General features: G+C 39.2%; 24 protein-coding genes. 23 read left to right on the forward strand and 1 reads right to left on the reverse strand.

The window, feature by feature from the left end:
- Nucleotides 1–4: 4 nt before the first annotated feature.
- The 3 genes from ACFFGV_RS17500 to ACFFGV_RS17510 all read left to right on the forward strand — a co-directional run bounded on the left by ACFFGV_RS17500 (nt 5) and on the right by ACFFGV_RS17510 (nt 2278).
- The gene (locus ACFFGV_RS17500) at nt 5–487 is read left to right on the forward strand and encodes a VanZ family protein (RefSeq protein ID WP_377350625.1); all 483 of its coding nucleotides are present in this window, start codon (nt 5–7) and stop codon (nt 485–487) included.
- 70 nt (nt 488–557) lie between these two features.
- Complete coding sequence (locus tag ACFFGV_RS17505; protein ID WP_377350627.1) at nt 558–698, forward strand: hypothetical protein; 141 nt, start codon at nt 558–560, stop codon at nt 696–698.
- 530 nt (nt 699–1228) lie between these two features.
- A complete protein-coding gene (locus tag ACFFGV_RS17510; RefSeq protein ID WP_377350629.1) occupies nt 1229–2278 on the forward strand; it encodes a glycosyltransferase family 4 protein in 1050 nt (349 codons plus the stop codon).
- Between the two features lie 126 nt (nt 2279–2404).
- Here ACFFGV_RS17510 and ACFFGV_RS17515 read toward each other — a convergent pair whose 3' ends face one another.
- Nucleotides 2405–3049, reverse strand: a complete 645-nt coding sequence (locus tag ACFFGV_RS17515) for a YigZ family protein (RefSeq protein WP_377350632.1) — start codon at nt 3047–3049, stop codon at nt 2405–2407.
- 169 nt (nt 3050–3218) lie between these two features.
- Between ACFFGV_RS17515 and ACFFGV_RS17520 the strand changes: the two genes are divergently transcribed.
- The 20 genes from ACFFGV_RS17520 (at nt 3219) to rfbA (ending at nt 21041) form a co-directional block, all read left to right on the forward strand.
- Complete coding sequence (locus tag ACFFGV_RS17520; protein ID WP_377350634.1) at nt 3219–4358, forward strand: sensor histidine kinase; 1140 nt, start codon at nt 3219–3221, stop codon at nt 4356–4358.
- A gap of 202 nt (nt 4359–4560) precedes the next feature.
- A complete protein-coding gene (locus ACFFGV_RS17525; protein ID WP_377350636.1) occupies nt 4561–5247 on the forward strand; it encodes a response regulator in 687 nt (228 codons plus the stop codon).
- Between the two features lie 282 nt (nt 5248–5529).
- On the forward strand, nt 5530–6372 hold the full coding sequence (locus ACFFGV_RS17530) for a fatty acid kinase binding subunit FakB (RefSeq protein WP_377350638.1): 843 nt from the start codon (nt 5530–5532) through the stop codon (nt 6370–6372).
- A 77-nt stretch (nt 6373–6449) separates the two neighbouring features.
- On the forward strand, nt 6450–7856 hold the full coding sequence (locus ACFFGV_RS17535; protein ID WP_377350640.1) for an ATP-dependent helicase ComFA: 1407 nt from the start codon (nt 6450–6452) through the stop codon (nt 7854–7856).
- 249 nt (nt 7857–8105) lie between these two features.
- Nucleotides 8106–8531, forward strand: a complete 426-nt coding sequence (locus ACFFGV_RS17540) for a ComF family protein (protein WP_377350642.1) — start codon at nt 8106–8108, stop codon at nt 8529–8531.
- A gap of 84 nt (nt 8532–8615) precedes the next feature.
- The gene (locus ACFFGV_RS17545; protein ID WP_377350644.1) at nt 8616–9047 is read left to right on the forward strand and encodes a TIGR03826 family flagellar region protein; all 432 of its coding nucleotides are present in this window, start codon (nt 8616–8618) and stop codon (nt 9045–9047) included.
- Between the two features lie 75 nt (nt 9048–9122).
- The gene (gene flgM, locus ACFFGV_RS17550) at nt 9123–9386 is read left to right on the forward strand and encodes a flagellar biosynthesis anti-sigma factor FlgM (RefSeq protein ID WP_377350646.1); all 264 of its coding nucleotides are present in this window, start codon (nt 9123–9125) and stop codon (nt 9384–9386) included.
- 13 nt (nt 9387–9399) lie between these two features.
- The gene (locus ACFFGV_RS17555) at nt 9400–9888 is read left to right on the forward strand and encodes a flagellar protein FlgN (RefSeq protein ID WP_377350648.1); all 489 of its coding nucleotides are present in this window, start codon (nt 9400–9402) and stop codon (nt 9886–9888) included.
- A gap of 29 nt (nt 9889–9917) precedes the next feature.
- Nucleotides 9918–11456 (forward strand): flagellar hook-associated protein FlgK, encoded by a 1539-nt coding sequence (gene flgK / locus ACFFGV_RS17560; RefSeq protein WP_377350650.1) that lies wholly within the window; start codon nt 9918–9920, stop codon nt 11454–11456.
- A gap of 10 nt (nt 11457–11466) precedes the next feature.
- Nucleotides 11467–12369 carry a flagellar hook-associated protein FlgL gene (flgL, locus tag ACFFGV_RS17565; RefSeq protein ID WP_377350652.1) on the forward strand — a complete coding sequence of 301 codons (903 nt, stop codon included), beginning with the start codon at nt 11467–11469 and terminating at the stop codon, nt 12367–12369.
- A gap of 65 nt (nt 12370–12434) precedes the next feature.
- Nucleotides 12435–13025: a DUF6470 family protein gene (locus ACFFGV_RS17570; protein ID WP_377350654.1), complete on the forward strand. Its 591-nt coding sequence runs from the start codon at nt 12435–12437 to the stop codon at nt 13023–13025.
- A gap of 14 nt (nt 13026–13039) precedes the next feature.
- Nucleotides 13040–13501, forward strand: a complete 462-nt coding sequence (gene fliW / locus ACFFGV_RS17575; RefSeq protein ID WP_377350657.1) for a flagellar assembly protein FliW — start codon at nt 13040–13042, stop codon at nt 13499–13501.
- Complete coding sequence (gene csrA, locus ACFFGV_RS17580) at nt 13482–13709, forward strand: carbon storage regulator CsrA (protein WP_377350659.1); 228 nt, start codon at nt 13482–13484, stop codon at nt 13707–13709. Before fliW ends, csrA begins: the two co-directional genes overlap by 20 nt.
- A 136-nt stretch (nt 13710–13845) precedes the next feature.
- A complete protein-coding gene (hag, locus tag ACFFGV_RS17585; RefSeq protein ID WP_377350661.1) occupies nt 13846–14682 on the forward strand; it encodes a flagellin Hag in 837 nt (278 codons plus the stop codon).
- Nucleotides 14683–14742: 60 nt separating this feature from the next.
- Nucleotides 14743–16635: a glycosyltransferase gene (locus tag ACFFGV_RS17590; RefSeq protein WP_377351112.1), complete on the forward strand. Its 1893-nt coding sequence runs from the start codon at nt 14743–14745 to the stop codon at nt 16633–16635.
- Between the two features lie 32 nt (nt 16636–16667).
- Nucleotides 16668–17516 carry a glycosyltransferase family 2 protein gene (locus ACFFGV_RS17595; RefSeq protein WP_377350664.1) on the forward strand — a complete coding sequence of 283 codons (849 nt, stop codon included), beginning with the start codon at nt 16668–16670 and terminating at the stop codon, nt 17514–17516.
- Between the two features lie 41 nt (nt 17517–17557).
- Nucleotides 17558–18265 carry a WbqC family protein gene (locus tag ACFFGV_RS17600; protein WP_377350666.1) on the forward strand — a complete coding sequence of 236 codons (708 nt, stop codon included), beginning with the start codon at nt 17558–17560 and terminating at the stop codon, nt 18263–18265.
- 38 nt (nt 18266–18303) lie between these two features.
- Nucleotides 18304–19122, forward strand: coding sequence for a sulfotransferase family protein (locus tag ACFFGV_RS17605; RefSeq protein WP_377350668.1), 819 nt, complete (start codon nt 18304–18306; stop codon nt 19120–19122).
- Between the two features lie 16 nt (nt 19123–19138).
- Nucleotides 19139–20104 (forward strand): sulfotransferase family protein, encoded by a 966-nt coding sequence (locus tag ACFFGV_RS17610; RefSeq protein WP_377350671.1) that lies wholly within the window; start codon nt 19139–19141, stop codon nt 20102–20104.
- Nucleotides 20105–20162: 58 nt separating this feature from the next.
- On the forward strand, nt 20163–21041 hold the full coding sequence (gene rfbA / locus ACFFGV_RS17615; protein ID WP_377350674.1) for a glucose-1-phosphate thymidylyltransferase RfbA: 879 nt from the start codon (nt 20163–20165) through the stop codon (nt 21039–21041).
- Nucleotides 21042–21063: the final 22 nt, after the last annotated feature.

Genomic DNA, 21063 nt, shown 5'->3' on the forward strand with positions numbered 1-21063 from the left:
GAGGATGTCCGTGAAGAAATTAGCATATTGGCTTTTACCTGTAGCCTGGATGGGTATGCTGTTTTACTCATCCTCTACGCCATATCAAGAACAAACGTTGAAACCATTTCTAGCTTCATACATGGACCTGTCCTTTTTAAAACCACTTCTTCATCCGATTGTCTTTACCTATCACCATACAATCGTCAGTGTAGAACAGCTTGGAGTGGAGGGGTTTGTTGAGTTTTTCATTCGAAAGGGAGCCCATCTAGGGAGTTTTTTTATATTATTTGGATTGTTTTACATAGCACTGCATAAAGGTACAGCGAGCGAAAAGAAGAGGCTTTGGAGCTTGCTATTGACTATTTCCTACGCGGTTATAGATGAAATGCATCAAGGATTCACTCCTAATCGTACGCCATACTATGGAGACGTTATCATAGATACAGCAGGAGCCTTGTTAGCCCTCCTGCTTGTGACAACATTTCGAAACAAAAAACAAAAATAGACAAAATATCTGAAATTTATTGTGTAAAAAAGTTCTATTTAGTAGTATGATAGATTTCGAGGTGGTTTACTTGGAACATATGACGCAAGAAACTTTGCGCACAATCCTTGCAACACTTATTGAAAAAGCAGAAGACAGTACATTTACGAATACAGAAGAACTAATGAAACAATTAATTAGTGATCTTACAGCAACAAGGGTAAGAACATAACATACAGCTTCGAGCGCTTCCTCCTACCCGACTTAACCCTCATAAAAGGACACAAGAGTCGAATGATATGATATCTTTTCTGTTTTTTTCAAGAATTAGTGAAACAATTGGCAGGGTTGTATCGTCTATAGGGGAGAGAACTGAGTGAGGGTAATGCCCGTTGCAGGAAAACCACATTGGAGTGGTTTTTACATACCTATGATCTTTTTTTGTTTAGATGTGTCAAAAAGAGGTTATCAAATAATTGTATTACCTTGTTCTACAAATGAAAAAGGTATGGTATAATCCTTATTGTTATTTTGGACAGAATTGTAAATTTTTATTCCTAAAAGCTTAAAAAAATCGTTTTCCATGGAGCCATGATACCTTGCTGAATACGTGCAACGAACATCCCGGAGCAAGCGTAGAGGTCTGCTCATTCCTAATATGCGGCTTTATACAATCGCAGTAAAAACTGACAGATCAACTAATTAAAAAATAAGGCTTCAAAAACATAGATCGGGATATACTAATTGACGAGGAGGGTCTTTATGGAGTTTAAGGCCTTAATACTATGTTTTATTGCTTCAATCCTCATTACGCCATTTGTAAAAAAGTTGGCCATAAAAATTGGAGCGACAGACAAACCAAACCAGCGTAAAGTCCACCAAAAATTAATGCCGCGATTAGGCGGATTAGCCATATTTCTTAGCTTCATCATTGGAATGCTGTTCTTCTTCCCGGATAGCCAATATACTTTACCGCTCATTATAGGTAGTACGATTATTATTATTACCGGTGTATTAGATGATATGAGGGAATTATCCCCGAAGGTAAAAATGGCCGGTCAGCTAGCCGCTGCAATTGTTGTAGTGCTAGGCGGGGTCGAGGTAGAATTCATTAATCTTCCTTTCGGTGAAGGAAAATTAGAATTTGGCATGTTTAGTGTACCAATCACCATTTTATGGATAGTAGGAATTACCAACGCAATTAATCTGATTGATGGGTTAGATGGATTAGCCGCCGGTGTTTCTTCCATTGCCTTACTAACCGTTTCGGGCATGGCGATTACGATGGGGAATACCTTCGTAGTAATGGCTGGATTTATAACTTTAGGAAGTACGTTAGGTTTCCTTATCTACAATTTCTACCCAGCTAAGATATTTATGGGAGATACGGGAGCATTATTCCTGGGTTACATCATTAGTGTGTTATCCCTATTAGGATTTAAGAACGTAACGCTATTCTCCTTTGTTATTCCAGTTATCATATTAGGTGTCCCTATATCTGATACCATTTTTGCAATCGTACGCCGCTTTGTTCATAAGAAACCATTATCATCACCAGATAAATCGCACTTACACCATAATTTGCTGCGTTTAGGTTATAGTCATCCGGAAACAGTGCTGATGATTTATGCGATGGCTTCACTGTTCAGTCTGGCAGCAGTTATCTTCTCGCAAGCAACGATGTTTGGCTCCGTCTTCGTCATATTCATCCTGCTTGTACTAATCGAATTAGTTGTAGAAGTTACCGGTCTAGTAGGACAAAATTACCGCCCTATTCTAAACCTAGTTAAAGATTATCGTACGAAGCGATAAAACCAAAACACGCTGTTCTGTGAAGAACAGCGTGTTTTTTTTGTGTTTTTCCCGGGAAATAATTTGTCACCAAATGTTGAAATTAAGAGGATGGATAGGCTTAATGCACCACCTTATTTCGAATCGTTACCTATCAGGTGTTACATCCTCTTCCATATAGGAAACATCGCCTGTTGTTATCTCTACCTGGTCGCTCGTTAAATCAACCATCCATGATGTAAAGGTCTCTTCACTTCCCTCTTCTACAAAGACGTCTATTTCTACATGCTCCAGGTATTCCATTCTGTTAATGCTGTATGGACTAGAGCGCAGTTCATTTTCCAGCTTGCCGAGGAGGCTGTAATCTGCCTTTATAGTCATGGTACGCATTAATTGTCTTCTTACAATACCTGTTGTGTTCAATGCTTCTGAGGTAGCGTTACCATAGGCGCGAATCAGCCCTCCAGCACCAAGCTTAATCCCGCCAAAGTATCGAGTAATGACCACGGCAGTATCCTTTAGCTCCTTCTGCTTTAGTACATTAAGAATAGGTACTCCTGCTGTGCCGCTGGGCTCTCCATCATCATGCGCCTTTTGAATATGATCTGTTTCTCCAATCATATAAGCAGAGCAATTGTGGGTGGCATCCTTGTGCTTCTTTTTTATAGATTGGACAAATTCCTTGGCTTCTTCCTCGGTCTCCACTCGCTTCACATAGCCGATGAAGCGTGATTTCTGGATTACTATTTCGTCGTTACCTTCGCCTTTTACCGTAAAATAAGAATTTAGCATGTTGCATTAAACCTCCTAAAACTTCATTATAAGGTTAAGGAATACATACGGCAAACGATTTACGAACCTGTAAAAATAAGCATTTTTTTCTTTTCATCCTATAAAAACCCCCATAAATAATTGTAGGTAAAACGAATGAGTATATGAACATATTGGAGGAGACGCTTGTATGTCGGAGAACAAAATTGGTGAAAAAGCACTTGATTCCATCATTGGTGAAATGGTGGATACAGTAACGAATAGTAAAGACGAAATATTTGAAATCGGAGAGCAATCGAGAGTCGAATACGAACAACTCGAAAGCGAACTGAAGGACACCAAAAATCAAGTAGTGGAAATCATCGAAGAAGGTGACAAGCTAGAGAGACAAGTACGCTTCTCCCGAATGAGGCTCTCAGAAGTCAGTAAGCATTTTGATAAGTACTCGGAAGACCAAATTCGTGAGGTGTATGAGCAGACTCACCAACTCCAAATGCAACTCTCTGTCAAACGGGAGCAGGAAAAACAGCTGAGAGAAAAACGAGATGAACTGGAACGGCGGCTTCGGCGCTTAGAAGAAACGCTGGAGCGCGCAGATGCCCTGGGTGCGAAAATTTCGGTAGTGCTAAATTACTTAAATACAGACTTTAGACAGGTTACCGAAACATTAGAGGACGCCCGGGAGAAGCAAGCATTTGGACTGCAAATCATTGAGGCTCAGGAGGAAGAACGAAGAAGACTTTCCCGGGAAATTCATGATGGTCCTGCACAAATGCTTGCCAATGTCATGCTGCGGTCTGATTTAGTGGACCGTACGTTTCGGGAGCGAGGCGTTGATCAAGCCATAAACGAGATCAAAGATGTGCGTAAAATGGTCCGGAATGCATTATATGAGGTACGTAGAATTATTTATGATCTCCGACCTATGGCTTTGGATGACCTCGGTCTTGTTCCAACATTGAAAAAGTATTTGGCAACGATTGAAGAGTACAATACACTGTCTATTCAATTTACTTCTTCCGGCGAAGATAAACGTCTTGACTCCAAATATGAGGTAGCACTTTTCCGCCTTGTTCAAGAAGCAACACAAAACGCAGTGAAACACGCAGAAGCACAAAACGTTCATGTTAAATTTGAATTAACAAAGTATCATGTAAACATCATTGTAAAAGACGACGGAAAAGGCTTTGATACTTCTGAAAAACGCGAAAATTCCTTCGGTCTAGTTGGCATGAAGGAGCGTGTAGAAATGCTCGACGGGGAGTTAAGCATTGATTCTGAAATTGGTAAAGGCACCATTATTATGATACAGGTTCCACTGAATAAGTAGATTACGTAAAGACTATTATCTATTACCTGTTTATATTATAATGGGATATATAGAGGACGACTTTATATTGGTGACAGAACGCCTATATAAAGTGTATCCCTTATGAAAGACTCATTTACAGGGATAACAAGGGGAAACAGTAAAGAGAGAAACGCTCGAGAAATAGACTGTGGAATTTATGGATATGGGAGGATACGAAGCCATGACCACTCGTATATTGTTAGTTGATGATCATAAATTATTCCGTGAAGGAGTAAAACGCATCTTAGAATTTGAACCAAGCTTTTCTGTTGTAGCAGAAGGTGACGACGGCAATGCAGCTTCACAATTAGTTGGAGAATTTTCACCAGATGTGGTGTTAATGGATATTAACATGCCACAGGTAAATGGTGTACAAGCGACAGCTGAACTTATTAACGAATATCCAGATTTAAAAGTAATTATATTATCCATTCATGACGACGAGAACTATGTGACGCATGCCTTGAAAACAGGTGCGCAAGGATACTTACTAAAGGAAATGGATTCCGATGCTCTAATCGAAGCAATTAAAGTTGTTAGCGAGGGCGGATCCTATCTTCATCCAAGAGTTACACATAACCTTGTACGAGAATATCGCCGTCTGGCAGAAGACGGCGGCGGTGGAACAGCTCAGGCGAGTAAAACCATCGAATATCGTAAGCCTCTCCATCTGTTAACAAGACGTGAGTGTGAAGTCTTACAGCTATTAGCTGATGGAAAGAGCAATCGTGGCGTGGCAGAAGCACTATTTATTAGTGAGAAGACCGTAAAGAACCATGTTAGCAATATTCTACAGAAAATGAATGTAAATGACCGTACACAGGCAGTAGTTACGGCCATTAAAAATGGTTGGGTAGAAGTTATATAATGGATACCCCTTTAGCTCTGGAATGAATCCCATTCTGGAGCTTTTATTTTTTACAATAAGATGGGTGCAATCCCGCTCTATGTACGATAGAATAAATGAAGAGTTTACATATTTTTTCATTCCTATGCCTACTGTATGTTAGATGATTATTAAACTAGATTCTTGAAAGTCAGCACTAGCGTCGATTCCTTTCATCTGGACAGCTTATCTTCTCGACTGATAAGGAAGTTCATGGCGCTTTTGTTTTTCTTTAGGATTAGGAAATAGAGGGAGTACGATAAGATGAAAACAGCAATCTTAACGGATAGTACAGCCTATTTGTCCAAAGAAGCAAGGGAACAGCTGAATATTCATATGGTTCCGCTCAGTGTGACAATTGGAAACGAAACCTACCGTGAAGAAATAGACTTAAGTGCTGATGATTTCTTTGATATGGTTCGAGGTGCTGAAGAGCTTCCGAAAACATCGCAGCCTTCTATTGGATACATTACAGAGAAGCTGGAGGAATTAGCTCAGGATTATGATGCAGTCGTCGCTATCCATCTATCCAGCGGCATTAGCGGGACCTATCAATCGACAGTCAGTGCTGGGGATATGGTGGAAGAGCTTGATGTGCATGTATTCGATTCAGAAATAAGCTGTATGGCCCAAGGATTCTACGTGTTAGAAGCAGCTGATATGGCAAATAACGGAGCTACTGCGGAGCAAATTATGGAGCGTCTCCATCAAATGAAGCACACAGTGCAGGCCTATTTCATGGTAGATGATTTGACGCATCTCCAGCGAGGAGGCCGTTTAAGCGGTACCCAAGCCTTTGTCGGAAGCCTGTTACAGGTGAAGCCCGTTCTTCACTTCTTGGATACGAAGATCGTCCCGTTTGAAAAAATCCGCACCCGGAAGAAAGCGCTGAAGCGCGTGAAGGGTCTTTTTGAAGAAGAAGCTCAAGAAGGAGATCCTATGCGTGCCACGATTATTCATGCTAACCGGGAAATGGATGCCCAAGAAATTGTAACAGAGCTCCAAAGTAAATACCCGAATGTTGAATTTATAGTTAGTTACTTCGGACCAGTGATCGGTACACATTTAGGAGAAGGTGCTATCGGCATCGGCTGGTATAAGCAATAACCTCTTCGAAGAAAGCGTCATGCAGAAGCTTATTCCGCATGGCGTTTTTATATAACAAAATGAAAAGGAGATTACCTATGAACTTTCCCCTTGTCACCCCCTCTTTAGATTGGATTCCCCATCCAAACCCCACTGCGAATCCACCGCAAGATAAGGCAATGCAATTAGCAGGAAGAATTTGGATTGAGCATACCCTACCCTTAACCTTGGCAGAAAAAAAGCAATTCATGAAAGCTGGATGGCTCACATCGGTTCGTGCAATCACGAAGAGTTGGCGTGGATACCACTGTCGCCGATGCGGTAATAGTACACAGCGGTTATTAGCACCTTGGCCGTGCAATTGTGGACAGAATTGTCGATATTGCAGGGCATGTATTGAAATGGGAAGAATAGCTAGTTGTACGTCCCTCTACTTGTGGACAGGTGCTGACCTGCAATGGATCACCACTCCAGATGCTTGCCAATGGAACGGAACGCTTAGTCCGTTTCAACAGCAAGCATCCACAACGATTCAAAAAGCAATAGTGGACAGAAGAGAGCTGCTCGTATGGGCCGTTTGCGGTGCAGGTAAAACGGAAATGCTCTTCCAAGGGTTAGCCAAGGCTTTCGAACAAGGCATGCGTGTTTGTCTTGCCACTCCGCGTGTAGATGTTGTGCAGGAATTAAAGCCGCGTTTTGCCGAAGCTTTTCCACAGGTAAAGTTAGCTGCATTGTTTGGCGGAACAAAGGATGTGGATAACGGCTCCCAATTTATTGTAGCAACAACGCATCAGCTGTATAAATATGCGCGCGCCTTTGACGCCATCATTATTGATGAAGTCGATGCTTTTCCATACCACGCGGACAAGTCACTCCATTTTGCAGCTAACCGAGCAGCCAAACATCACGCAGCTCGCATCTATCTTACCGCCACGCCCAGATGGCATATGAAATGGAGGTCCCATTGGAAGCACCTTCCTACTACGTTTGTACCGCAGCGCTATCATGGACATCCTCTCCCTATTCCCCAATTCATTTCCTGCTTTGGCATTCCCTCTTATATGAAGAAAGAGAAGCTGCCTCCTTCCTTTTATCAATGGCTACAGCAACGGAATAAAGCTAGACGGCTGATTATTTTTGTGCCGACCATTCCAATGGCAGAAGCACTAGCGGAAAGGATAGAGAATGCTGTATTTGTTCATAGCGAAGATGAGCATCGCGCAGACAAAATAACCCGCTTTCGTGAAAAACAATTCCCCGTATTGATTGCTACCACCATTCTCGAAAGAGGGGTAACGTTTCCTTCTGTGGATGTAGCGGTACTACAGTCGGATCATGCTGTGTTTGACGAGGCAGCGTTGGTTCAAATCGCCGGGCGAGCTGGCCGCAGCGCCGATGACCCCACTGGTGAGGTCATATTTTTTCACAGTGGTAGGACAGAAGCGATGGAGAAGGCGCGACATTCGATTATGACGATGAATAAACGTGCCGAGCGGGGGTGGTGAGTGGTGTATTGCCTGTGGTGCGATGAAGTTATCGTTGAAAATGTCACGTGGAGTACTCTATTCTCCCCTGCCCAAACAACCAGGTTATGTGTGACATGCGCTAAACGGTTAGAAACGTTAGCAGATACACAATGTCCGCGCTGCTCCAGGGAGAGCAAGGAATCCACTCTTTGCCACGATTGTGAGCGATGGAAAGCACATGGATGTTCCCTACATCGCAATTACTCTTTGTTTCCATATGGAGGTTTTATGAAGGAAGTGATGGCGAAGTGGAAATATCGAGGCGACTATCGTTTAGTGGACCTGTTTGACAGTCAGCTTCAGAAAAAGTATCGAGAATGTTGGCCGAGGGGGCAAGCTGTTATTGTCCCCATTCCCTTGAGTGAGGAAAGATTTGCAGAAAGAGGATTTAATCAGGCTGAAGCGCTGGCCAGGTGCGTGACCAACAAGCCGATTCAGGCCTTAAGTCGCATACATTCGGAAAAACAATCCAAGAAATCTAGGAAAGACCGCATGATGGCATCCAATCCATTTCGCGTGGAAATACCTATAAACAAGCCTGTCATTTTAGTCGATGACATATATACAACAGGAAGAACACTTGAATTTGCTGCACAAGTTTTAGTAGAAGCCGGTACTCCTAGCGTTGAATCGTTTACACTTGTAAGAGGATAAGCGGTAAAAAATGTTCATCAGCCCTTTTAGAAATGAGCTAGCTGACGATATAATAACTATACTAGATGTGCAGGAGGATGGATGATGGGGGAATTATCTAATTGCCCACGCTGTAACGCCTTGTTTATGAAAGGGGTTCGAACAGTGTGCGAGAATTGCTATAAAGAAGAAGAGCTACAATTTGAGAAAGTGTATCAATATATAAAGAAGAAACAGAATAGATCGGCAACGGTCGATGATGTGATCGAGTCAACAGGAGTGGAGCGAGAACTAATCATGAAATTTGTGAAGGAGCATCGACTCCACACCTCCATGTTTCCGAATCTATCGTATGCTTGCGAGAAGTGCGGGTCTTCTATACAAGAAGGGAAAATTTGCAATGCCTGCACAAAAGAGATTAAAGAAGGACTAAAACGTGAACAGGATATAGAAGATGTCAGGAAGACGAACCTAGCCCGAGAACAAGAAAGCCGCGCGTACGTATCCGGCGTGTATTCAAGAAATCGCCACAAATAATTAAACATTTCTTTACAAATACCGATAGTAAGGATAAGAAAACGTCGTTAAATCAGGGAGAGGAAGGTGAACATCATGAAAATAAATGGTCCAAACCATTCAAATCTAAACCCATATCGAAAGAACATCCAAAAGCAGCAGGATATGCCTAAATCACACACTCAAAGTGATAAACTTGAAATCTCAAATCAAGCTAAGCAGCTTCAAGAGAACAACAAATCACTAGAGGCACGCCAGAAACGAGTAGAAGATCTGAAGAACCAGGTGCAATCTGGTAACTATCATGTAGATGCCCAAAAGTCAGCAAAGAGCATAATAAAATTCTGGACAAACAACTAAAGGAGCATAGTACATGTCCATTACATCGATTGTGTCGGTCATGGATAAGCTGAGCTCCCTTCACGAGAGCCTGTTAGCCCTGTCTAAAGAAAAAACGGACATGTTGAAAGAAGGAGACTCCAAGGCCCTGCAAACTCTTCTTGTGAAGGAGCGTAAGCATATCCAAGCCATTACGCAAATAGAAAATGAACGCAGTGCACTCGTTGCCGACTGGTTTCACCAGCAAGGCTTGAAGGAGGAGCCAACCATTTCTGCCATGCTGGAGCATTTATCCGAGCATGAACAAGCTCCACTAACGGATGCATACGAACGCCTCGTAAGCGCCCTGACGGCATTAAAGCAGCAGGAAGAGTTGAACAAAGAGCTTACTCACCAATCCTTGCAGTTTATCGAGTTATCCCTCGACATGCTTCAGCCGTCCATGAAGAACATGAACTACTCAAGCCCAGGAGCAGCACAGCAGGAAGGTGCAAGCAGGTCTGTATTTGATTCAAAAGCATAAAGCAAAGTAAGGAAGAGAGGAATTCCATCATGTCATCAACATTTCATGGACTGGAAGTAGCCAGACGAGGGATGTCTGCGCAGCAATCAGCCCTTTACACGACCGGCCACAATATCTCAAATGCCAATACCCCTGGATACTCCAGACAGCGAGTAAACTTTGAACAAACATCCCCGTTCCCGCCAGCCTCCCGTAATCGCCCGGAAATTCCAGGACAAGTAGGATCAGGGGTCGAAGCGGGAACAATTGAAAGAGTTCGGGAATCGTTTCTAGACGATCAATTTCGCGGAGAGAACCAAAAGGTCGGCTACTACGGCACCAAAAGTGAAGCACTAAGTAAAATGGAAGAAATTATGAACGAGCCATCCGAGCAAGGTCTGTCTAAAACGATGGATCGCTTCTGGCAATCGTTACAGGACCTTTCCACACAGCCTGAGGATTCTGGGACAAGATCTCAAGTGAAGCAGCGTGGAGTGGCGGTCGCGGAAACGTTTAATTTTTTGTCGAACTCCCTACAAGGGATTCAGCAGGATTACAAAAATCAAATTAAAATCGCTGAGAAGGAAATTAATTCGCTAGCAAAGCAAATTGATGGACTGAATAAACAAATCGCTGAAGTAGAACCACACGGATACCTTCCAAACGACTTGTACGATGAGCGCGATCGTCTCGTCGATGAACTATCCCAACATGTAGACATTAAAGTCACCACCCAATCCTCTAGTAACTCATCATTAGAAATGGCCCAAGGTAAATATACTGTAGAAATCGTGGACGGAAGCGGCAATGCAGTATTTGGAGGCCAGCCACTAGTAGATGGGGCTGGTGATACGTATAATGAGCTGACCGTAAACGCAGATGGGGTAGATGGTTCCATAAACACGATGTCCCTTGGCGGCTCTACGATTAACGCAGAAAATTTCAGTTCAGTAGGAAAAATGATGGGGTTAATCGATTCTTACGGATTCGAACAAGGCGGTAAAGCAGTCGGAACCTATCCGGAAATGCTCGAAACGTTAGATAACATGGCCTTTGCCTTTGCTAACGAATTCAATCAAGTACATAGCTCAGGACAAAGCCTGAACGAAATTAATAGTGGCACCACAGCCAACCAAAACTTCTTCACAGCCCAGGGCACTGCTAAAGGCTATGCCAGCACTATGACAGTAGATGCAGCCATCCTCAACGACCCAAACAATATCGCAGCCGCGAACACCGGAAACGCAGGGGACGGAGGCAATGCACTGGACTTAGCAGATGTAGGCAGCACCACATTGGATTACGACAACGACGGCACTAACGACTCTACCTTCAGCAGCTTTTATCAAGGAGTCATTGGCGAAATGGCCATCCAATCACAGGAAGCAACCCGCTTGCACAATAACTCGGAAACCCTTCGCCAATCCGTTGAAGAACGCCGCCAATCCGTAAGCGGTGTTTCACTGGATGAAGAAATGTCGAACATGATTAAATTCCAGCACGCCTACAACGCAGCTGCAAGGAATTTAACGACCATCGACGAAATGCTAGATAAAGTCATAAACGGCATGGGCCGAGTAGGAAGGTAGGTGACACCTAATGCGCGTAACACAAGGAATGCTATCCAATAACATGCTCCGCAACCTAAGCAACAGCTACGAGCGGATGGGAAAATATCAGGAGCAGTTATCCACAGGGAAGAAAATCAGCAAGCCAAGTGATGATCCGGTTGTAGCGATGAAGGGGATGAGCTATCGCACTCAGCTAACCGAAATTGAGCAATTTAGTAGAAACGTAGGAGAAGTAAACAATTGGATGGAAAACTCAGATGCAGCTCTTGATAAGACGACAGATGCATTACAACGATTAAGAGAATTGGCAGTTCAGGCCAGTAATGGTTCTTACGAAGAGGGACAGCGTGGGAATATCGCTAAAGAGGTCCGTCAGTTAAAAGAGCATCTTGTTGATATTGGGAATACCAAGGTAAACAACAAATATATTTTTAATGGAAATGACACAACAACTGAGCCAATATCCTCTACGGGTCCAACTAGCGCTGCTACCGGTGACCCGGAAGTAGTTCCTTCCACTAACACAAACGATGTAAAGATTGAAGTATTCTCTGGGGTTTCTATCAAAACAAATATTACTCCTAATAATGTATTTAGTGATGACTTGTTTAAGGATATAGATACCTTTATTGGTAAATTAGAAGGAAATGTAAATGGTGATTTAAGTGATTCGATTGGAGATATTGCCAAGCATATTGATAATACAGTAAACGCACGTGCTGACCTTGGCTCCAGAATGAATCGTGTAGAGTTAATAGAAGATCGAATTGCTACACAGGAACTAACGGCAACTAAAAATCTTTCGGATGCGGAAGATGCAGATATGGAGAAGGTCATTACAAACCTAAAAACGCAGGAAAGTATACATAGAGCAGCACTGGGTGTAGGGTCGAGAATTATACAACCAACCTTATTAGACTTTTTACGATAGGCTATCTGGAAACAGATAGCTTTTTCTTTCTGATGGCAGCATTCTATACAAGGAGGTGCACTGCTTTGGAATTACCACAGGTGCAAATCAGTACAACCGATGCCAAGCTGGGGTTAACTATAAAAAAAGCCCGTGTAGATATTCAACAGCCGAACGCTGAGGTTGCCATAGAGCAAACAGAAGCCACTCAAAGAATAGAACAAAAACCGGCTAAATTGACCATTGATCAAAGTAACGCATGGCGTAATTTAGACTTGAAGAATATTCTTGAAAGAACTCGTGAACTAGCTGAACATGGAAATCAAACCTGGATGGAGAATCTTGCAAAAATGGCTGGGGAAGGCGACGAACTCATGCGAATTGAATACGGAGGTAATCCCATTGCCTCTCAGGCCAAAAGAAACGCAGAGCTTACCTTCGAACTTCAGCCGGATGGAATGCCGGTTTATGACTTAGTATCTATCCATGTAGAGAGAAACGAGCCTATTATCCAAAATGAACAAAACCTCCCAAAAATCACTACTACGAGAAAAAATCCTGAGTTTATATATGAACGTGGAAGTGTTACAGCTAAACTAGAACAGTTTCCAACGATAGATATAGATGTGAAAAACTTAAAATTCAAAGGAACTCAAGGTTTTGAAATAACTATATAAAGAAGGGTTGACACATGAATATTAAAACCAAATTTTTTGGAGAACTCACGATAGAAGAGGAACGTATTATAGAATTCCCTAACGGTTTACCAGGGTTTGAAGACGAGAAGAGGTTCGTCTTATTGAACATTGATGAGAGTGGTACGTACCAATCACTGCAATCCGTGGACCGAGAAGAGGTAGCGTTAGTCGTTACAAACCCTTACTTATTTTTTTCAGATTATGAATTTCATCTTGATACAAATACATTGGAATTGCTGAATATTAATAGACAGGAAGACGTATCTATAATAACTGTATTAACGCTGGAGGAGCCTTTTCATAACACAACCGCAAATTTACAAGCCCCTATCATCCTTCATGTAAATGAACAAATAGCAAAACAAATCATACTAATGGATACATCATATAGCACGAAACACCACATTATGACGAACGAGAAGGGCGGGGAGTCACATGCTCATTCTGAACCGTAAAGTGAACGACTCCATCCAGATCGGAGATGACATAGAAATTAAAGTAATAGCTATAGAAGGGGAGCAAGTCAAAATTGGAATTGAAGCCCCAAGGTCATGGGACGTTTACCGAAAAGAAATATATTTAAAAATCCAAGAAGAAAACAAGACCGCAAGCAGCACTTCAAATGATTTAGTCAATCTATTAAAAAATGACAAGAAAGACTAAACAAAAACCGTATAGTTCCGATATATATAATGTAAAGCCAAGGATACAAAAGACGGCCGACTTAGTACCATGGCAACCACATACTTAAACAGTTCACAAGGACGTGAACTCTACCATTCAAGGAGGAATTATTAACATGCGTATTAATCACAATATCGCTGCATTGAACACTCACCGTCAGCTTAACCAAGCGAACACTGCTAACCAAAAGTCTATGGAGAAATTATCTTCTGGTCTTCGTATCAACCGTGCTGGAGACGATGCAGCAGGTCTTGCTATCTCCGAAAAAATGCGTGGTCAAATCCGTGGTTTAGAGCAAGCTTCTCGTAACGCTCAAGACGGTATCTCTCTAATCCAAACAGCTGAAGGTGCTTTGAATGAAACACATTCCATCCTACAGCGTATGCGTGAACTAACTGTTCAAGCTGGTAACATGGGTACGAACGAAGGAGAAGATTTGAGTGCTATCCAGGAAGAGATTGGCGAGCTTCAAACTGAAATTACTAAAATCAGTGAAAGAACTGAATTTAATGGTAAAACATTAATGGATGGTTCTTTTGCAAGCGGCATTGCTGATATTGATTTCCAAATTGGTGCTAATACTGGTCAGCAATTATCTATTAACATTGCAGACATGGGTGCTACATCTCTTAGTGTGAATAGTATTGATGTAACATCTTTTTCTGGACCGACTGATGTAGACAGTGCGTTAGATTCAATTGATAGTGCAATCAGCACAGTTTCCTCTCAACGTGCTAGTCTCGGTGCTAACCAAAACCGTTTAGAGCATACGATAAGTAACCTTGATAACGCTAATGAAAACCTAACTGCTGCTGAATCTCGTATCAGAGATGTGGATATGGCAAAAGAAATGATGAACCAAACGAAACAAAACATTTTGGCTCAAGCATCTCAATCAATGCTTGCGAAAGCAAATCAGCAGCCACAAGGAGTACTTCAGTTACTTCGTTAATAATGCGAGAGGCCTTAAAAAAAGGCCTCTTTATTATTTTAAGGAGGAAAGGAATTGAACATGGGTACTATCTCATTATGTATGATAGTTAAAGATGAAGAACAGTTTTTGGAAACTTGTTTGGAAAATGCTAAAAACCAAGTAGATGAAATAATAATAGTGGATACCGGATCTAGTGACTCAACAATTCAGATTGCTTCCCGATATACAGATAATATTTATACATTCACATGGAACAATGACTTCGCAGAAGCTAGAAATTTCTCTATTAGGAAAGCAACTAGTGAACACATCCTTATTTTGGATGCTGATGAATACATAAATGATGAAATTACTATAAAAGATTATGTGGATGATGTGAACGATGTTTATAGCGTTGGGATAGTAAATTTCGGCAGTAATGGAGCTACATTTTCACACGAAGCACATAGATTATTTAGAAATAATATTGGTCTTACATACTATGGTAAACTACATGAGGACATAATGGTTTCAGAGAACCATAGATTGGGATTTTTACCATCAGCTATATATCATGTAGGATACAGGGATGATGTTATAACAAAGAAGGATAAAAGAAATAGAAATTCAACAATACTGCAAGAGGAGGTCAAAGAAAATAGAAGTGGATTTAATTTATATAACTTAGGTAAAGAATACAGACTTACTGGAGAGTATGAGAAGGCAATTGAAGTATATAAAGAAGCATATTCAAAGAGTAAAGAAAAAGTCTTTTTAAATGATTTATTATTTAACCTTATAGATGTATTACGTTTACAGAATAGACTTAAAGATGCTTTGCAATTGTGTAATGATGCAATTGAATTATTCCCAAACTATACTGACCTTTTCTTTTTAAGAGGCTTTATCTATTTCGATTATGGCTGTTATCCAAAAGCGATTGAGGCTTATCGGCACTGTCTTAATTTGGGAGAGGTAGAGAGGGGAGTTACTAGAACCGGCGTAGGAAGCTTTTTAGCACATTATCAAATAGCTAACAGCTATTATGAAATGAATGAAAAAGGAAAAGCTTTGGAAAGTCTATGTGATTCTATTAATAATAACAAATATTATATGCCTGCATTATTAAAATACTCTCAACTCCACCTTCAATTGAAATTACCTAATTCAACACTCATCTCTTTCTTTAAACAATTGTTTAATTTTAATGAGAGAAAAGATTATGAAACAGTAGTTTCAAGTTTATATAATTCCAGACACCCATTACTGTATCATTTTTTAAATCTAAATATCTTGCCAAGTAATTTAATTGCTGTTGGTCGTATGCTACATGGTGAGTATAACTCCGCGAGAGAGCTTATATTACTAAGCTCTAACAAGATTTTCTCAGAGAATTCAGCTGAATGTCTTCTATTGTCTTTTGTACTACAGGACAAGGATCTTCTAAATAAAGCTATAGAAATAAGTGAAGTTAATGAAGAGAAGAGTTTGCTTTATGACTTAATACTAAATAATAATGAGTTGATGCATAGTTCATGTAAAAAATGGTCGTTATCCGAAGAAACCATTGATTTATTAATATCAGTACTAAAGATGCTTCTTATTATTGATAATAAGCATGTCAATGTTTATTTGCAAAGCATACTGAATGTAAACGATATGCTGAATCTGAAAATCTCTGACTTGCTTAGGGAGTTTTCTTTATATAATGAATCCACGTACATACTTTCTTCCTCAGATTCAACAAATTATGAAATAACTTTAAAGCATATTGGTCTTAACTATTTCCATGAACATTCATATGAAGAAGCGCTAAATTATTTGTCTTGCTTAGAACATACAACGTCTAGTTTTGTAGTGCTTCACATTTTATATGAATTGTACCTTAACAACCAAGATGAAGAGGGGGCTTTTAGGATAATAACTAGAATGAGAACACTATTTCCGGAGGAGCTATTGTCAGATTTATCTCCCCTTAATAATGTTTATTGAATAATAAATATTTCTTAAAAGGATGGACATCAATGAGTGTATTAGTAAGTATTAATTGTACTACGTATAATCATGAGGAACATATAGGAGATGCTCTTGAAGGTTTTCTAATGCAGAAAACGGATTTTGATTACGAGATACTAATCGGAGAAGATTGTAGTACTGATAATACGTTAAAAGTTATTAGATCCTATCAAGATAAACATCCAGACCGAATTAAGTTAATTATTTCTGAGACAAATAAAGGAGGAAGGAGAAATTCGTTAAATTTACTTAACATATCTGAAGGTACTTACATCGCCAAATGTGAGGGAGATGACTTCTGGACAGATCCATATAAGTTGCAGAAACAAGTAGATGTTATGAGGAAGAATCCAAATTGTACATTGTGTGCTCATGGAGCTACCATAACAAACGCTCAAAAAGTTCCGACAGGTGATGTAGTTAATCCATATAATCAAAGTACGTTTGTACAGATGCAGCATATTATTACTCACGGTGCAGTAATGTTTCCTACATGTTCCCTTTTATATAAAAAAGAGGCTTTGGAGAATTTACCAAATTTTTATTACAATGCGCATGTAGGGGATTACCCTCTAATTATGATTCTTGCTAGTAGAGGAGACGTATATTATTTAAATGAGTTGATGTCTGTGTACAAAACAGGTGTAGCAGGATCTTGGACACAAAGAACATTATCAGGTGAGGACCAAACATATAAGTCTATAAAAAACCTGGAAAAAGATATGTGGATATTGAATGAATTTAATAGCTTTACGAAAGGTGTATATCAATCATTTATAAATGATGCTAAAAATAATAGAAAAAGAGTAATCATGTCATCTATAAAAGACTACTTAGAAAGAATAAAGCACCTTTAAATTCGCAAAAATAATTTACTCATGTAAGAGAGGTAGTATTGATGAAATTAGGAATAATGCAGCCTTACCTTTTTCCTTACATAGGATACTTTCAATTAATTAATGCAGTAGATACATTCGTTTTATTTGATGATGTGCAATATATAAAAAGAGGGTGGATTAATCGCAACCGAATTCTTGTTAATGGAAGAGAACATTTATTTACCTTTAGTATAAAAAAAGCTTCTCAACATAACAAAATTAATCAAACGTTTTTTTCAGAAAGATTTCCACATGAAAAAGATGACTTTTTAAAAACACTGCATGCTAATTACAAAAAAACAGAAAATTATAATGTTGTGTACAGTATAGTGCAAGAGGCATTAAATATAAATGTAGATAATAATGTGAGCGAAGCAATTAGAAAGAGCATTTTATTAATAAATAATTACCTCGATATTCAAACTGAAATTATAATGTCTTCTTCATTAGATAAGAAAGAGAGTGTAGCAGGACAAGAGCATATCTTAGAAATATGTAATCGACTTGGTGCAAGTAAATATGTAAATGCAATAGGCGGAAGAGATTTATATTCATCCCACTCTTTTAGGGAGCAAAATATAGATCTCATGTTTTTAGAACCGACAAGAATGGAATATAAGCAGTTTAACAATAATTTTATTCCAAATTTGTCTATTATTGATGTACTTATGTTAAATAATAAAAATAAAATTAAACAATTATTAGATTGCTATCATTTAATAAAATAGATGCAATATATACTAAACAATGTGCAGGAGAAATTGCAGTGTCAAATTATAAAAGAATTATATCAATACACGGTGCTCCTAGGTCAGGAACCTCCTGGTTAGGTCAGCTTTTCGATAGCTCCCCAAATGTTATGTATAAATTTCAACCACTCTTTTCCTATGCATTTAAGGATTTTCTTTCTCTAAATAGTAACTATCAAGATATAAAGCATTTCTATGATTCTTTATACCACTTTGAAGATGATTTTTTGGATCAACTCGATAAGAAATCCTCAGGTAAATATCCCATTTTTCAAAGGAAGTTAATAGAACCAGAATTTTTAGTATTGAAAATGGTTAGATATCATTATCTAATACCATACCTAACTTCTATGGAAAAGAAGTTGAAAATAGTTGCTATCGTTAGGAATCCATGTGGTGTACTAAACTCGTGGAGGAAAGCTCCTCGTGAATTTTTACCACATTGGGATTTTGAAAACGAATGGTTATTCGCCCCGGCTAAAAATCAATTTAAGCCTGAAGAATATTATGGATATCATCGGTGGAAGGAATTAGCAAAATTATTTTTATATATGGAAAGTAATTTTAAAGATTCTATCCGTATTATTCAATATGAGGATTTAGTTCGTGATCCATTAAAAACAATTGAAGATGTGTACCATTTTTGTGGACTAGATATAAGTAATCAAACTTTGAAATTTATAAAATCGTCTACATCCTCATATCAAGAGGATGCTTACAGTGTGTATAAAGGGAACAAGAACATTTCGGATTGGCAAAGTGAATTGCCGGAAGCTGTCCAGAATTACATCTACAAGGATATAAAAGGAACAGACATTGAAAGATTCTGGAAATAATAGGGGGGGTGGGATAGTGTCTATAACCTTTTTAATGTGTTCAGAGCGATCGGGTAGTAATTTAATTACTAAAATGATAAACGCTCATCCTGAAATGTGTGGCCCATCTACCAAGCATATAATAAATCCAGTAGTGCGGAATGCATTTAGATATGGAGACCTAAAGGAAAATTGGGAGCAGTTAGTTGTGGATATCAACCATTTAATAAATGTGAACTTTTCCTTCTGGGAAACTAGCTTTACCTATGAAAGTTTAATGAGCTTAGCACCAAATGGTGATCTTTCAACTCTGCTTGAACGTATTTTTATGGAAGAAGCAAAGGCTCATCATAAGTCACACGTTTTTGTGAAAGAAAATCAGCTTTATGAGGTAATGAGTTTTTTGTTGATACATTTTCCAAATGCCAAGTACTTGTATCAGGTTAGAGACCCTCGTGACATGGCTTTATCATGGAAAAACAGTCAAATTCACAAAGGAAATGTTGTCAAAGCTGCTAGGCAATGGAAAAAGGATCAGGTTCAATTCTTAAAAGATTTTTCATTTTTGCAGGGTAAAGCATTGTTAATAAAATATGAGGATTTAATATCCCAAACAGAAGAGACGTTAATTAAAGTTTGTAATTTTTTCAATATGCCCTATCACGAGGAAATGAATAATTTTTACCAAGATAAATTAACTACATTAAATGCTAATAATAATGAAGCATGGAGTAACCTATCTGTTGGTGTGATGAAGGATAATAGGGAGAAATATAAAGCTGAGCTAACCTCAACTGAAATAAAATGTATTGAAAAGATATGTTATCCAGAAATGAAGGTATTGCAATATGAGCTAACACACAACTTAAATGAATTAGAGGAATTTTCATTAGAAGGGTTTGAACATACTCTAGAAGACAAATACGATAGTAGTTCGAATAACGCTGGTGTGAATCAGAACAAAGAAGCTAAAAAAGTATTCTATGAAAAAATAATTAAATAAATATCTTTCTGTCTGATGTGTAAATAACTGTATGTATTTCTAATTGGAGGAAGTTAATATGAAAGGTATTATTCTAGCTGGAGGAAAGGGTACTCGCTTGTATCCTGTAACCAAGTCTATTTCAAAGCAATTATTACCGGTGTATGATAAACCTATGATTTATTATCCTCTATCAGTCCTAATGTTAAGTGGGATCAGAGAGGTCCTGATAATTTCTACTCCTCTTGACATTGAACATTTTAAAAATTTGTTTGGTGATGGAAGTCATATTGGGATGAATTTCGAGTATGAAGTTCAAGAAGAACCAAAAGGGCTTGCAGATGCTTTCGTCATTGGAGAGGAATTCATCGGTAAATCCACGGTAGCGTTGATTTTAGGTGACAATATTTTCTATGGATCAAATTTCGGTAATATTTTAATGAGGAAATCTCAATTAGAGGAAGGTGCTGTTATATTTGGTTGTCAGGTGAGCGAACCAAAGTCCTATGGAGTGGTAGAAGTGGGAGTAGATAACAAACCTATCTCTATAGAAGAAAAACCTGAAAATCCAAAATCTTCTTATGCTGTTCCTGGGTTATATTTCTTTGATCATAGCGTAGTGGAAATCTCCAAGAACGTGGAGCCTTCAGAAAGAGGTGAACTAGAAATCACCTCTATAATAGAAGAATATATGAGGCGGAATGAACTAGAGGTAAAGATTATGGGGAGAGGTCTAGCGTGGTTTGATGCCGGAACACATAAATCTTTACTTGATGCGGCTAGCTTTGTGGAAGCAATACAAAAAAGGCAGGGATTATATATAGCCTGTATTGAAGAGATTGCTTATAGGAAAGGGTATATTTCTCGAGAAGAATTAGTGAAATTGGCCAAAAACTTAGGAAATACGGAATATGGCCAGTATTTAATGGATATTTCAAATGATTTAGTACATGTTTAATACATAGCAGTAAAGGAAGGCA

Origin of the sequence: Pontibacillus salicampi, from assembly GCF_042434395.1 — a bacterium.
In the GTDB taxonomy this organism is placed as follows: Bacteria; Bacillota; Bacilli; order Bacillales; family BH030062; genus Pontibacillus; species Pontibacillus salicampi.